At 69.4% G+C, this 12,556-nt stretch carries 11 protein-coding genes; 3 read left to right on the top strand and 8 right to left on the bottom strand.

Features of this window, described 5'->3' with window-relative positions; all coding sequences use genetic code 11:
- Window positions 1-13 precede the first annotated feature (13 nt).
- The 7 genes from FBZ83_RS07720 to FBZ83_RS07690 all read right to left on the bottom strand — a co-directional run bounded on the left by FBZ83_RS07720 (window position 14) and on the right by FBZ83_RS07690 (window position 7,833).
- Complete coding sequence (locus tag FBZ83_RS07720; RefSeq protein WP_145681904.1) at window positions 14-1,429, bottom strand: amidase; 1,416 nt, start codon at window positions 1,427-1,429, stop codon at window positions 14-16.
- 31 nt (window positions 1,430-1,460) lie between these two features.
- Window positions 1,461-2,897 (bottom strand): dihydropyrimidinase, encoded by a 1,437-nt coding sequence (gene hydA / locus FBZ83_RS07715; RefSeq protein WP_145681903.1) that lies wholly within the window; start codon window positions 2,895-2,897, stop codon window positions 1,461-1,463.
- Between the two features lie 157 nt (window positions 2,898-3,054).
- Window positions 3,055-3,786, bottom strand: a complete 732-nt coding sequence (locus FBZ83_RS07710) for a maleate cis-trans isomerase family protein (RefSeq protein WP_145681902.1) — start codon at window positions 3,784-3,786, stop codon at window positions 3,055-3,057.
- Window positions 3,787-3,803: 17 nt separating this feature from the next.
- Window positions 3,804-5,135, bottom strand: a complete 1,332-nt coding sequence (locus FBZ83_RS07705; RefSeq protein ID WP_145681901.1) for an amidohydrolase family protein — start codon at window positions 5,133-5,135, stop codon at window positions 3,804-3,806.
- Window positions 5,132-5,914 carry an ABC transporter ATP-binding protein gene (locus tag FBZ83_RS07700; RefSeq protein ID WP_145681900.1) on the bottom strand — a complete coding sequence of 261 codons (783 nt, stop codon included), beginning with the start codon at window positions 5,912-5,914 and terminating at the stop codon, window positions 5,132-5,134. The genes FBZ83_RS07705 and FBZ83_RS07700 overlap by 4 nt, the downstream gene beginning before the upstream one ends.
- A gap of 3 nt (window positions 5,915-5,917) precedes the next feature.
- A complete protein-coding gene (locus tag FBZ83_RS07695; protein WP_145681899.1) occupies window positions 5,918-6,724 on the bottom strand; it encodes an ABC transporter permease in 807 nt (268 codons plus the stop codon).
- 83 nt (window positions 6,725-6,807) lie between these two features.
- Entirely contained in the window at window positions 6,808-7,833 is a 1,026-nt protein-coding gene (locus FBZ83_RS07690) for an ABC transporter substrate-binding protein (RefSeq protein WP_145681898.1), read from the bottom strand.
- Window positions 7,834-8,057: 224 nt separating this feature from the next.
- Between FBZ83_RS07690 and FBZ83_RS07685 the strand changes: the two genes are divergently transcribed.
- The 3 genes from FBZ83_RS07685 to FBZ83_RS07675 all read left to right on the top strand — a co-directional run bounded on the left by FBZ83_RS07685 (window position 8,058) and on the right by FBZ83_RS07675 (window position 10,427).
- The gene (locus FBZ83_RS07685) at window positions 8,058-8,792 is read left to right on the top strand and encodes a GntR family transcriptional regulator (RefSeq protein ID WP_247888206.1); all 735 of its coding nucleotides are present in this window, start codon (window positions 8,058-8,060) and stop codon (window positions 8,790-8,792) included.
- A gap of 582 nt (window positions 8,793-9,374) precedes the next feature.
- Complete coding sequence (locus FBZ83_RS31365; RefSeq protein WP_170295972.1) at window positions 9,375-9,542, top strand: hypothetical protein; 168 nt, start codon at window positions 9,375-9,377, stop codon at window positions 9,540-9,542.
- A 150-nt stretch (window positions 9,543-9,692) separates the two neighbouring features.
- Entirely contained in the window at window positions 9,693-10,427 is a 735-nt protein-coding gene (locus FBZ83_RS07675) for a proteasome-type protease (protein WP_145681897.1), read from the top strand.
- Here the strand turns inward: FBZ83_RS07675 and FBZ83_RS07670 are convergent.
- Window positions 10,424-12,541: a molybdopterin-containing oxidoreductase family protein gene (locus FBZ83_RS07670; protein ID WP_145681896.1), complete on the bottom strand. Its 2,118-nt coding sequence runs from the start codon at window positions 12,539-12,541 to the stop codon at window positions 10,424-10,426. The two genes, FBZ83_RS07675 and FBZ83_RS07670, sit on opposite strands and share 4 nt — an antisense overlap.
- Window positions 12,542-12,556 lie beyond the last annotated feature (15 nt).

Genomic DNA, 12,556 nt, shown 5'->3' with positions numbered 1-12,556 from the left:
GGGGCCGCGGCCTTTACAGCGCTTCCGGCCAGCGATGGCGGAACCCCAGCTCCCGCTCCAGGAACCGCGCGCAGCGCAGCAGCCGGTCCTCCTCGTAGGGGCGGGCGATCAGTTGCAGGCCGATGGGCAGGCCGTCGGCCGTCCAGCCGCAGGGGATCGACAGGCAGGGGAAGCCGATCAGCGACACCGTGTAGGTGATCGCCAGATAGTCGATGATGGTCGACAGGCGGAAGCCGTTGATCTCCGTCACGTCGCCCTGGGCGTTGGGGAAGGGCGGCACGCTGGCGCTCAGCGTCATCAGGATGTCGTGGTCGCGGAAGAAGGCGGCGAAGCGGCGGTAGAGCGCGCTGCGCTGGGCCTCCGCCCGCAGATAGTCGGCGGCGCTCAGCCCCTTGCCCCGCGCGATGTTCCAGGCGACCGACGGGCTCAGCCGGTCGCCGTCCTGCTCCAGCGTCCGGCCGTAGGTGTGGAAGATGTGCGCGGCGCGCAGCGTGCCGAAGGCGGCGCCGGCCTCGCGGCAATCGGGCGTGGCCTCCACGAACGCCCCGAAGCGGCCATCCAGCCCGCGCATCACCGCCTCGAACCGCTCGGCCAGCCCGAGGTCGATCAGCGCGGAGCCGAGGTCCGTGCTCCAGGCCACCCGCAGTGACCGCGGGTCGAGGGCGTCGAGGTCCGGCACCGTCCATTCCGGAACGGGCAGGGAGGTCGGGTCGCGCGGGTCCGGCCCGCTGACCGCGGCCAGCGCCAGCGCCGCGTCGGCCACGTCGCGGGCGAGGAATCCCTGCGTCGCCAGCCCGTCCCAGGCCAGCGCGCGGCCCGGGCTGGGGATGCGTCCCGGCGTCGGGCGTAGCCCCACCACCCCGCAGAAGCTGGCCGGCGTGCGCACCGAGCCGCCGAAGTCGGTGCCCTGGGCCAGCGGCACCAGCCCGGCGGCCACCGCGGCGGCGCTGCCGCCGCTCGACCCGCCGCTGGTCTTGTCCAGGTCGTAGGGGTTGGCGGTCGGCCCGCACAGCTCGTTGCCGGTGATCGCGCCGAAGCCGAACTCCGGCGTGTTGGTCTTGCCCAGGATGATGGCCCCCGCCGCCTTCAAACGGGCGACGCTGAGGTCGTCGGTGTCGGGGATCAGGTCGGCGTAGAGGGTGGAGCCGTAGGTGGTGCGCAGCCCCGCCGTCAGGGTCAGGTCCTTCACGCCCACCGGCACGCCGTGCAGCGGGCCGAGCGGCGCCCCCGCCTCGACGTGCCGGTCGGCCGCCTCGGCAGCGGCCAACGCGGCGTCGGGGGCCACGGTGATGAAGGACTTCAGCCCGCCGTCCAGCGCCGCGATGCGCTCCAGGCTCACCGTCACGAGGTCGCGCGCCCGGAAGCGGCGGGTGCGCACGCCCTCCGCCATCTCGGCGGCGCTGAGGCGGAACAGGTCGGGTGTGCTCACGGGCAGGGTCTCCGGTTGCGGGGGGCCGAGTTTAGAACGGCAGGACCGGGGCCGGCGAGCCCTTGGGCCGCGCCGGGGCGGGCAGGCCGCAGGGCAGGAACGCGCCACGGCCCGGCTCGGCCAGCAAGGCGCCGTCGCGGCAGATCACCTCGCCACGGGACAGCGTGGCAACCGGCCAGCCGGTGACCTCGATCCCCTCATAGGGCGTGTAGTCCACATTGTGGTGCAGGATGCCGTTGGTGATGGTGACCGTGCGGGACGGGTCCCACAGGGCGATGTCGGCGTCCGCCCCAACGGCGATGGTGCCCTTGCGCGGGTGCAGGCCGTACATGCGGGCGGGGTTGGCGGCGGTCAGCTCGACGAACTTGGTCAGCTCCATCCGGCCCTTCATCACGCCCTCGGAGAACAGCAGCGGCAGGCGCGTTTCCACGCCGGGGATGCCGTTGGGGACGCAGCGGAAGGGCGCCTGTTCGCCATGGACCTTCTTGCCGCCCGGCCCGTCGAAGCGGAAGGGCGCATGGTCGGAGGAGAAGACCTGGAAGGCGCCGCCGGTCAGCCCATCCCAGATCACCTTTTGGTTCGCAGCGTCGCGCGGCGGCGGCGAGCAGATGCACTTGGCGCCCTCGAACCCCTCACCGCCCAGGTCGTCGGCGGTCAGGAACAGGTACTGCGGGCAGGTCTCGGCGTAGATGCGCAGGCCGCGCCCCTGCGCCCAGCGGATCTGCTCCACCGCGTCGGCGCCGGAGACGTGGACGATCAGGATCGGCACGTCCACCAGCTCCGCCAGGGAGATGGCGCGGTGGGTGGCCTCGCGCTCCGCCACGCGGGGGCGGGAGACGCCGTGGAAATAGGGGGCGGTTTGGCCGGCGCGCTCCAGCTTCTCGGTCAGCCAGGCGATGCAGTCGGCGTTCTCCGCGTGCATCATGACCATGGCGCCCTCGGCGCGGGCGATGTCCAGCACCTCCAGGATCTGGCGGTCGTTCAGCTTCAGCGCGTCGTAGGTCATGTAGATCTTGAAGGACGTGTAGCCCTCGCGGATCAGCGCCGGCAGCTCCTGGCCCAGCACCTGCTCGGTGGGGTCGGTGACGATGACGTGGAAGGCGTAGTCGATCAGCGGCTTTCCGGCGGCCCGGCGGTGATAGTCGTCCACCGCGGCGCGCAGCGTCTTGCCCTTCTCCTGGCAGGCGAAGGGCAGCACGGTCGTAGTGCCGCCGAAGGCCGCGGAGCGGGTGCCGGTCAGGAAATCGTCGGCCATGACAGAGCCATCGCCGGTCGGCTGGTCGAAATGGACGTGCCCGTCCACCCCGCCCGGCAGGACGAGCAGGCCGGCGGCGTCAATCTCCTCCCGCCCGGCGGCCAGCCCCTCGCCCAGCGCGGCGATCCGCCCGTCGCGCACGCCGACGTCGGCCTTGAACACGTCCGACGCGGTGGCGACCGTGCCGTTGCGGATGACCAGATCGAAGTTCATCGTCGTTTCTCCCATCGTGACGTTCTTGCCCCGCGTGACGTACCGGCCCCCTCCCTAACCCTCCCCCGCTGTCGCAGGGGAGGGAACTGCCGCCGCTTCGCAGAAGGCACCCTCTCCCGCGAAGCGGGGGAGGGCCGGGGTGGGGGCAATACTCCCCTCAGCCGTGCAACTCGCGGAACAGGCTGCCCCAGCCCTCGACGCGGCGGGTGTCAACGCCGGTCATGCGCAGCGCCTTCCACACCACCGTGGACACCGTGTCGTAGACGGGGATGCCCAGCGCCTTCTCCATGCGCTCGGCCACCGGGGCGCCGCGCATGTTGGTGCAGATGATGGCGATGGCCTCCGGCTTGGACTCTGCGACTTCCATGCACATCCGCTCGATGGTCTCCTCGGTGACCTTGGAGAAGGAGAAGTTGCCGCGGTCGTTCAGGTGCCGCTCCGCCACCACCTCGAAGCCGGCGGCGTTGTAGTTGGCGACCATCCTGTCCTGGATCTCGTCCAGATAGGGGCTGACGATGGCGAAGCGCTTGCGCCCGGTCGTCTCCAGGATCTCGTTGAGCGCGAGCATGGAGGTGCAGGCGGGAATTCCCGTCTCCGCTTCGATGGAAGCGCAGAGCCTCTCGTCCGCCGCGAAGCCCAGCCAGCCGGCCGAGGTGCCGTTCCAGCCGATCACGTTCAGCCGGGCGTCGGCCAGCAGCCGGGCGGCGTCCAGGAAGGGCGCGTCGGTGAACTGGTCGAGCGCGGCGGCGCGCAGCGAGATTTCCTTCACCGTGAAGCGCCCGAAATGGGCGGTCACCTCCGGCAGGCCGCTCAGCATCGCGGAGGTGACGGGCTCCAGCACCGTGTTGGAGGAGGGGGTCAGCATGCCCAGAAGGACGCGGTTGCTCATATCCATGGTTCTTTCGGTCAGGCGCGCGCCCACAGCGCGCGGGCGGCCTTGTCGGCCTCGGTGCAAATCTCGTTCAGGTCGGCGCGGACGGGGCACCCGTCCTCGACCAGCGTTTCGCCGTCCACCAGCACCATCTCCACGTCGCGGCCCTGCGCGGTGTGGACGAGCGTGCCGAGCGGGTTCACCAGCGGGCGCAGATGCGGGCGTCGGGCGTCGAAGACGACGAGGTCGGCCAGCTTCCCCACGGCCAGCGTGCCGATCTCGTCGGCCATGCCGACCGCCCGCGCGCCGCCCAAAGTCGCCATGCGGAAGACGTCGGCGGGCTGCCAGTCCGCGGTGACCCCGCCCTGCTGGATGCGCGCGGTGGCGAGCGCCCAGCGCATCGCCTCCACCATGTCGCCGTGCTGGGTGTCGGTGCACAGCGCCAGATTGACGCCCGCCTCCTTCAGCTTCGGCGTCGGCGCGAGCCGGCCCGAGGCGGCGTTGCATTTCGGCACATGCACCGCGTGCGCTCCGGCGCGGGCGAGGCGGGCGATGTCGGCGACCTCCACATAGAGGCAGTGAGTGGCGAGCAGCCGGTCGTTCATCAGCCCGCACTCGTCCAGCAGCTCCGCCGGGGTCAGGCCGGTGGAGGCCTTCACCCGCTCCACCTCCACCCGGCTCTGCGCCAGATGGGTGTTGACGTGCATGGAGCGCCTCGCCGCCTCGTCGGCGAGGGTGCGCAGGAAGGCGGGGGAGCAGGTGTCCGGCGCGTGGGCGGCCATCTGCACGCGGATGCGCCCGCCGTTGGCGCCGTTCCAGCGGTCGTGCAGGTCCAGCGTCCGCAGCAGCAGGTCGCTGCCGATGGCCGGGTCGAAGCGCCATTCGCCCTGGGCCACGCGGGCGAAGTCCACGTCGTGGACGCGCCAGCTCGCATGGACGCGCAGGCCGAGGTCGGCGATGGCGTCCAGCGTTGCGTCGGCGTGGACGAAATGGTCGCAGATCAGCGTAGAGCCGGAAAGCAGAGCCTCCACCGCGCCCAGCCGGGCCAGCGCGCGGGCCTCCTCCGGCGTGGCGTCGGTGCCCTTGGGCACGCCCGGCGTGTAGGAGGGCGCGAAGCCGAGATCGGCGGCGACGCCGCGCACCATCACCAGGACGGCGTGCAGGTGCGCGTTGACGAAGCCCGGCGTGACCACTCGCCCCGGCAGGTGGCGGACCTCGGCGGCGGCGGGAAGCCCCTCCGACGCCGGGGCGAGATGGGCGATGCGCCCGTCGCGGATGCCGATGGCGGCGTCGTCCACGACGCTGCCGACGGCCTCCCCGGTCAGGGCGGTGACGCCGGTCAGCAGCAGGTCGAGCCGGCCGGTCACGCGACGGCGACCTGCCGTTGCTGCAGGCCCTCCTCGCGGATCAGGTTGAGGATGTGGCGCTTGTGGTCGTTGAAGCGCGGGCCGGTGGTGTCGCGCGGGCGCGGCAGGTCGAGCGCGATCAGCTCGCGGATGCGGCCCGGACGGCTGGTCATCACGGCGACGCGGGTGCCCAGCACCAGCGCCTCGTCCACGCTGTGGGTGACGAAGACGACGGTGCAGCGCTGCTTCTGCCAGATGGCGACCAGCTCCTCCTGCATGTCCATCTTGGTCTGGGCGTCGAGCGCCGCGAAGGGCTCGTCCATCAGGATGACCTGCGGGTTCAGCAGCAGGGCGCGGGCGATGCCGACGCGCTGGCTCATGCCGCCCGACAGCTCCGCCGGGAAATGGTTCTCGAAGCCGCGCAGGCCGACCATGTCGATGTAGTCCTGGGCGGCGTCGCGCCGGTCGGCCTTGCGCCAGCCCTTCAGACGCAGGTGGAAGGCGACGTTCTCCCACACCGGCAGCCAGGGCATCAGGTTGGCCTGCTGGAAGACCATGCCGCGGTCGGCGCCGGGGCCGTCCACCGCCTTGCCGCCGACCGTCACGCTGCCCTCGGTCGGCTTCTCGAAGCCGGCGATCATGTTCAGCAGGGTGGACTTGCCGCAGCCCGACGAGCCGAGCAGGCAGAGGAACTCGTTCTTCTCCACCGACAGGCTGACGTCGTCGATGGCCAGCAGGTCGCGCTTGCGCTTGGCGTCGCGGAAGATCTTGGTGATGTTGCGAAGCTCGATGGAAGCCATCGCTCAGCCCTCCCGGCTCTGGAGCGTGGAGCCGTGCTGCCAGTGCAGCGCGGCGGACATCAGGACCTTGATGAGCGCGTCGGTCGCGTAGCCGAGCAGGCCGATGCTGGCCATGGCGGCGAGCACGAGGTCGTAGCGCAGGAAGTAGTAGCTGTCCCACAGCACGTAGCCGAGGCCGCTCTTCACCGCGACCATCTCCGCCGTCACGGTCAGCATCCAGGCGGCGCCGATGCCGATGCGCAGGCCGGCGAAGATGCTGGGCAGGGCCGCCGGGAACACGACGTGGCGCAGAAGCTGCTGCTCCGTGGCGCCCATCATCGAGGCGGCGCGGATCAGGTTGCGGTCGGCGGTCTTCACCCCGTGGATGGTGTTCATCAGGATCGGGAAGAAGGCGCCGAGGAAGACCAGGAAGATGGCCGGCTTGTTGGCGATGCCGAACCAGATGATCGCCAGCGGGATCCACGACACCGGCGGCACCGGGCGGAGCATCTGGAGCGTCGGCTCCACCGTCCGCTCGACCCAGCGCCACCAGCCGATGGCGATGCCCAGAGCCACGCCGCTGACCACCGCGATGCCGTAGCCGGCGGCGACGCGGGTGGCGCTGGACAGGGCGTCGGCCAGCCAGCGGCCGGTGTTGCCCTGCGAGGTCTCGTCGAAGCCGAAGATCCAGTCGCCCCAGGTGTGCAGCACCACCGACGGGGCCGGCAGCAGGGCCGCCGGCAGGAAGCCGGACCGGGAGAACACCTCCCAGGTGGCCAGGATGAAGAGGGGAACGACGGCGCGCTCCCAGGATTTCGACAATGCCGTCATGGCCCGGTTTTCCCTATCCCGTCATATTTATAACCCTCTCCCCAGAGGGGAGAGGGGATTGGGCTTCGTGGAGCAAAGTACTTTTAAAAGCCCAGCTCGCTCTTCGGCTTCCTGGTGACGGCTTCGAGGAACGTGTAATCCAGGTTCTTCTCCGCGGCGGCGGTGACGTCGTTGGAGATGTACTTCAGCTCGCGCATCATCGTGGCGATGGCCAGCGTGCTGTCCTTGTGGATGGCGTAATCCGGGGAGGCGTTCTTCAGCGCCTCGATGGCAACGGCCTTGTCCATGCCGGTGTATTTGTTGATGACGTCCACCCACACAGTCTGGTCGGACTTCAGTTTGTCGACCAGGGCGACGACCGAGCCGACGGTGGCCTCGACCGCCTTCGGGTGGTCCTTGATGACGTCGGAGCGGGTGACGATCAGGTTGGTCAGGTTGCCGGCGGCTTGGTCATAGGGCAGGGCGAAATGCGTGCCGACGCCGGTCTGGCGGATCTGCGAGGCGAAGGGCTCCACCGTGCAGATCACGTCCACCTCGCCGCGCTGCAGGGCGGCGGCATGGTCGGACGGGTTCGGGATGTTGATGAACTGCACGTCCTTGTTGACGTTGATGCCGTGCTTCTGGAGGGCGCCGCGCATGTGGATGTCCTGCGCATTGCCGCGCGACGCCGCGACGCGCAGCGGCTCGCCCTTCTCCTTGCGCTCGGCGATCAGCGTCTTCAGCCCGTCCCAATCATCGGCCTTCAGGGTGATGCCCTTGCCGACGACGATCTCCGACCCACCGTTCACCTGGCCGGACACGGCCACCACGTCGAAGCCCTTATCGAGCGCCGTGATGTAGTGCAGGTAGGTGACCTGGGCCATGTCGATGCTCTTCGACACCAGCGCGGTCAGCACGTCGTTGCCGGAATTGAAGTTGATCGCCTCGATCTCCACGCCCTTGGCGAGTTCCGGGGTCAGCGCCATCGGCAGGCAATGGGCACATTTGGCGAAGCCGAGCTTCAGCTTCTCCGCGTCGGCGGCCTGGGCGCCCGCGGTCGTCATGGCGGCGGCCGAGAGAGCGAGAAAAGCGGCGGTGACGGTCGTCAGGGTGAGGGACCGGAACGTCATGAAAGGAGTGCTCCCGATGCGGTTGCGTCCCTCCTCCTTTCGCAAGGCCCGTGCCAAATTGTATACAATATTATAATTCCCAATTTGTTGGCTGTTTTCAGCCGTTTAGGGCATATTAAAGGAGGCTGGCCGCGAGGGAGCGGGCTTGCCTGATTTTTGGGCATGGCGCATCTTTTCGGTATGCATGCCCAAGTATGCAGCACTTTCGGGGGTGGTGGGTCAGGATGGACAGGATCAAGACCATGAAGGCGCCGGCCCGGCCGATCCGCCGCGCGACGCTGCATCATTCCGCGGTGGAGGAACTGCGGGCGATGATCCTGGACGGGGAGTTGCCGCCCGGCGTGCGCGTCCCCGAGGTCCAGCTTTGCGAGCAACTCGGGATTTCCCGCACGCCGTTGCGCGAGGCGCTGCGGGTTCTGTCATCGGAGGGGCTGGTGGAGCTTCGCCCCCACCGCGGCGCCATCGTCGCCCCGGTGGACCCCGGCGAGATCGGCGCGATCTTCGAGGTGATGGACGCGCTGGAACGGCTGGCCGGGACGCTCGCCTGCCGCAACGGCTCCGACGCGGAGTTCACGAAGCTCGACCGCATGCACGACCAGCTGGTCACCCAGCACGAGGCGGGGGAGCGCGCCGCCTACTTCCTGACCAACCGGCAGATCCACGCCCAGATCGTCGCCATGGCCCGCAACCCGGCGCTGGAAGCGACCTACGCCGGCTTTGCCGCCAAGATCCTGCGCGCCCGCTCGCTCGCCAACTACGACACCGGCCGCTGGCAGGAGTCGGTGGACGAGCATGAAGGCTTCATGGCGGCGTTCCGCCGCCGCGACGCCGAGGAGGCCGGCGCCCTGCTGGCCGACCACAGCCGCCGCACCGCGGTGGCGGTCATCCAGGCGCTGCGCCAGCCGGCGGTTCAGGAGGGCGGGGCCGTCGCCAGCGCCGCGCCGATGGACGTGGATTGATTCGTTCGATTAAGGCTTGAATTATGCTGCGCTGCGGAATATATTAGTTTCACTGACGCCTTTTCGGGCGTTTCCTCCCTAGACTCAGGCCGCCGGAGCAATCCTGGCGGCCTTTTTCTTTGCCCGGAACACGCCATGGGTGCTGTGTGCGGCGCGGCAACGGATCGCAATGTCTGGTGGTGAGGCAAGGTCCTGAAAGTGAAACACGCTGCCGCCGTCAAAGCCCTGCGGGGGTGCTGGGGCTTGAGGCATGCAGCGTGTCGCCTTGTGTGCGCGCCTTTGTTTTTATGCGGCGCGCCCTCGCTTTCACGGACTACCGAGTCCTCCCTAGACTCCGGCCTGACGCTGTTCGCAGCGCTACGAAAGATAGACCATACGTACCCGCATGATGTCAATGGGCACGGTGGCCGGAGGAGTATGTTTTTCTGCCTATGACCTTGCGCGGGCACCGGCAAACCCCGCGCGAATCGGGACATGATCGACTGCCAATGTAGGAGCGGGCCGATTGTGGCGCGTACCATCGCCGTCTCGGTTCACGTCATGCCCGCCGGGCATCGGAACCGGCAATGCGGAGGAAGCACCATGGCCGACGAGCGGAACCCGAATCAAATGGGCAGCCAGGACGAGCGGAAGCAGGGGCAGCAGACCCAGGACAACCCGAAGAACCGGCAGCAGGGGCAGGACCAGGCAAACCGGCAACAGCAGGACATGGACCGCGATCGGGACGAGAAGGGCGGGCAGCAGCGCTGACCGCAAGCCGCAGGGGCACGGGACATGATGTCCCGCGTCCCGCGATGGGTTTGCGGCGTGCTGGTTTTTTCGGCATACACTGGGGCGGCCAGCCGGCCGCCCCTTTTTGCGTGGCGGTCCGGCTTCCGCTGGGAGGAGAGAGGACGGACCATGACCTACTGCGTCGCCCTGTATCTGAAGGACGGCTTGGTGATGCTGTCGGACACGCGCACCAACGCGGGGGTGGATCACATCTCCATCTTCAGCAAGATGCACGTCTTCGAAGAGCCGGGCGACCGCATGATCGCCCTGATGACCGCCGGCAACCTGTCGCTGACCCAGTCGGTGATCGCGCTGATCCAGGAGGGGGTGGAGCTGGACGGCGAGATCCGGACCATCTCCAGCGTAAGCGGCATGTTCCAGGCCGCCCAGCTCGTCGGCGCCGCCGTCCGTCAGGTGTGGAAGCGGGACGGTCACGCGCTGAAGGAGCAGCGGGTGGATTTCGACCTGTCCATCATCCTGGGCGGCCAGATCCGCGGCGACCGTGTGCGGCTGTTCCACGTCTACGCCGCCGGAAACTTCATCGAGGCGACCGCCGACAACGCCTTCTTCCAGATCGGCGAGCACAAATACGGCAAGCCGATCCTCGACCGCGCGTTGAACCACAACACGCCGCTGGAAGAGGGGATGAAGCTGGTGCTGATCTCCATGGACAGCACGCTGCGCTCCAACCTGACGGTCGGTCTGCCGCTCGACCTGATCGCCTACCGCCGCGACTCTCTGAAGCTGGAGACGCGGCGGCGGATCGGCGAGGACGACCCCTGTTTCAAGGAGATCAGCGACGGCTGGTCCCAGGCGCTCCGCGAGGCCTTCCGCTCCCTGCCGCCGCCCAAATGGGCTGATTAATCGGAAGACGCCGCCTTCCGCACGCGCACATGGCTGTCGTGGAAGGCGGCGCCGCCGAACGGGGCCACCGGGTCGGCGCTGGTCAGGCTGTTGATCCCGCGTCCGCCTTCATGTGCGCCGTTGGGCCAGATGGATTCGGCGATGACCACGCCGCGTCGCACCCCGTCGAACAGCCGCGCGTGCAGCAGGACCGCGCCGCGTCCGTTGGCGGCCTCCACCCGGTCACCTTCCGCGATGCCCAGCGCCGCCGCGTCCTCGGGATGCAGCATCAGGCTCGGCCGGCGCTCCCGTCCGGCGGAGGTCGGGGTCTCGGTGAAGCTGCTGTTCAGGAAGTTGCGTGCCGGCGCGGTGACCAGCCGGAAGGGGTGCTCGTCGTCGGCCTCCTCCGTCACCGCCCAATGGTCGGGGAAGGTCGGCATGGCATCGACCGGGCCGAAGGTGGACGGCGCGGCGTAGGGCACCTTGGGCCAATCCGGCTTCAGGCGGAACTTGCCGTCGGGCCAGCGGAAGCCCTTCACGAAATGCGCGTCCTCGAAAGCCGGCTGCACGTCGAGGAAGCGCTGGGATTCCAGCGCCTCCAGCGTGCCGTGGCCGGACGCGCGCAGCGTGGCGTCGATCAATTCCCGCTCGGTCATGGCGAAGCCGGGGTGGGAGTCGCTGCCCAGCCGCCGCGCCAGCTCCGTGATGACGGCGTGGTTGGGCCGGCAGTCGCCGGGCGGATCGACCAGCTTGGGTCCGAGCAGGATGTGCTGGTTGCCGCCCGCCTGATAGAGGTCGTCGTGCTCCAGGAACATGGTGGCGGGCAGCACGATGTCGGCCATGCGCGCCGTCTCGGTCATGAACTGCTCGTGCACGCAGACGAACAGGTCGTCGCGGGCGAAGCCGCGGCGCACGCGCGCCTGATCGGGGGCGATGGTCACCGGGTTGGTGTTCTGGATCAGCAGCGCCGTCACCGGCGGGCCGCCGGCCAGCGCCTCCGGGTCGCCCTCCAGGATCGGGCCGATGCGCGACTGGTCGAGCATGCGCACGGTCGGGTCACGCAGGTCCAGCCCCTCGATCAGCGTCTTGTTCCAGCCGTAGATGCCGCTGTTGGAGTGGAAAGCCCCGCCGCCCTCGACCTGCCAGGCGCCGCTGACCACCGGGATGCAGGAGGCGGCGTGCATGTTCACCGCCCCGTTGCGCGAGCGGGTGAAGCCGTAGCCCAGCCGGAAATAGCTGCGCGGCGTGTGCCCGACCAGCCGGGCGAAGGCTTCGATTTCCGCCGCCGGCAGGCCGGTGATGGCCTCGGCCCACTCCGGAGTCCGGCTGGCGAGATGCGCCTCCAGCCCGGCGGGATCGTCGGCGTGGCTGGCGAGATAGGCGCGGTCGGCCAACCCGTCGCGGAACAGCACATGCATCACCGCGCAGGCGAGCGCCCCGTCGCTGCCCGGACGGATCAGCAGGGGAATGTCCGCCTGCTCCATGGTCGGGGTGCGGTAGACGTCAACCACGGCGATCTTGGCCCCGCGCTCCTTGCGGGCGCGGACGGCGTGGGTCATCACGTTGACCTGGGTGGACACGGCGTTGGTGCCCCAGATCACCACGAGGTCGGACTTGGCCATCTCACGCGGGTCGGCCCCGGCCAGCTTGCCGGCGCCGGCCAGCCAGCCGGCCCAGGCCGGGTTGGTGCAGATGGTGGCGAAGAAGCCCGACCAGCGCCGGGCGTGGCGCAGCCGGTTGATGCCGTCGCGCTGCACCAGCCCCATGGTGCCCGCATAGTAGTAGGGCCACACCGTCTCCGGCCCGTGCCGGCGCTCCGCTTCCAGAAACTGCTCGGCGACGATGTCCAGCGCCTCGTCCCAGGAGATCGGCGCGAACTGGCCGGAGCCTTTGGGGCCGGTGCGGCGCAGCGGTTGGGTCAGCCGGTCGGGGTGGTGCACCCGCTCGGCGTAGCGGGCGACCTTCGCGCAGATCACCCCCGCGGTGTAGCTGTTGTCGGCGGCGCCGCGGATGCGCCCGATGCGGCGCTCGTCGAGCACCTCGACCTCCAGCGCGCAGGTGGACGGGCAATCGTGCGGGCAGGCCGATGCTTGCAGACGGGGGGCGTGCAGGCGGGGGGCGGTGCGGTTGGGCATGGGTCTACAGATGGG

Source organism: Azospirillum brasilense (assembly GCF_007827815.1).
Taxonomy (GTDB): domain Bacteria; phylum Pseudomonadota; class Alphaproteobacteria; order Azospirillales; family Azospirillaceae; genus Azospirillum; species Azospirillum brasilense_C.
Note: the sequence above shows the minus strand (reverse complement) of the source record. Positions and strands in the feature narration are given on the sequence as shown.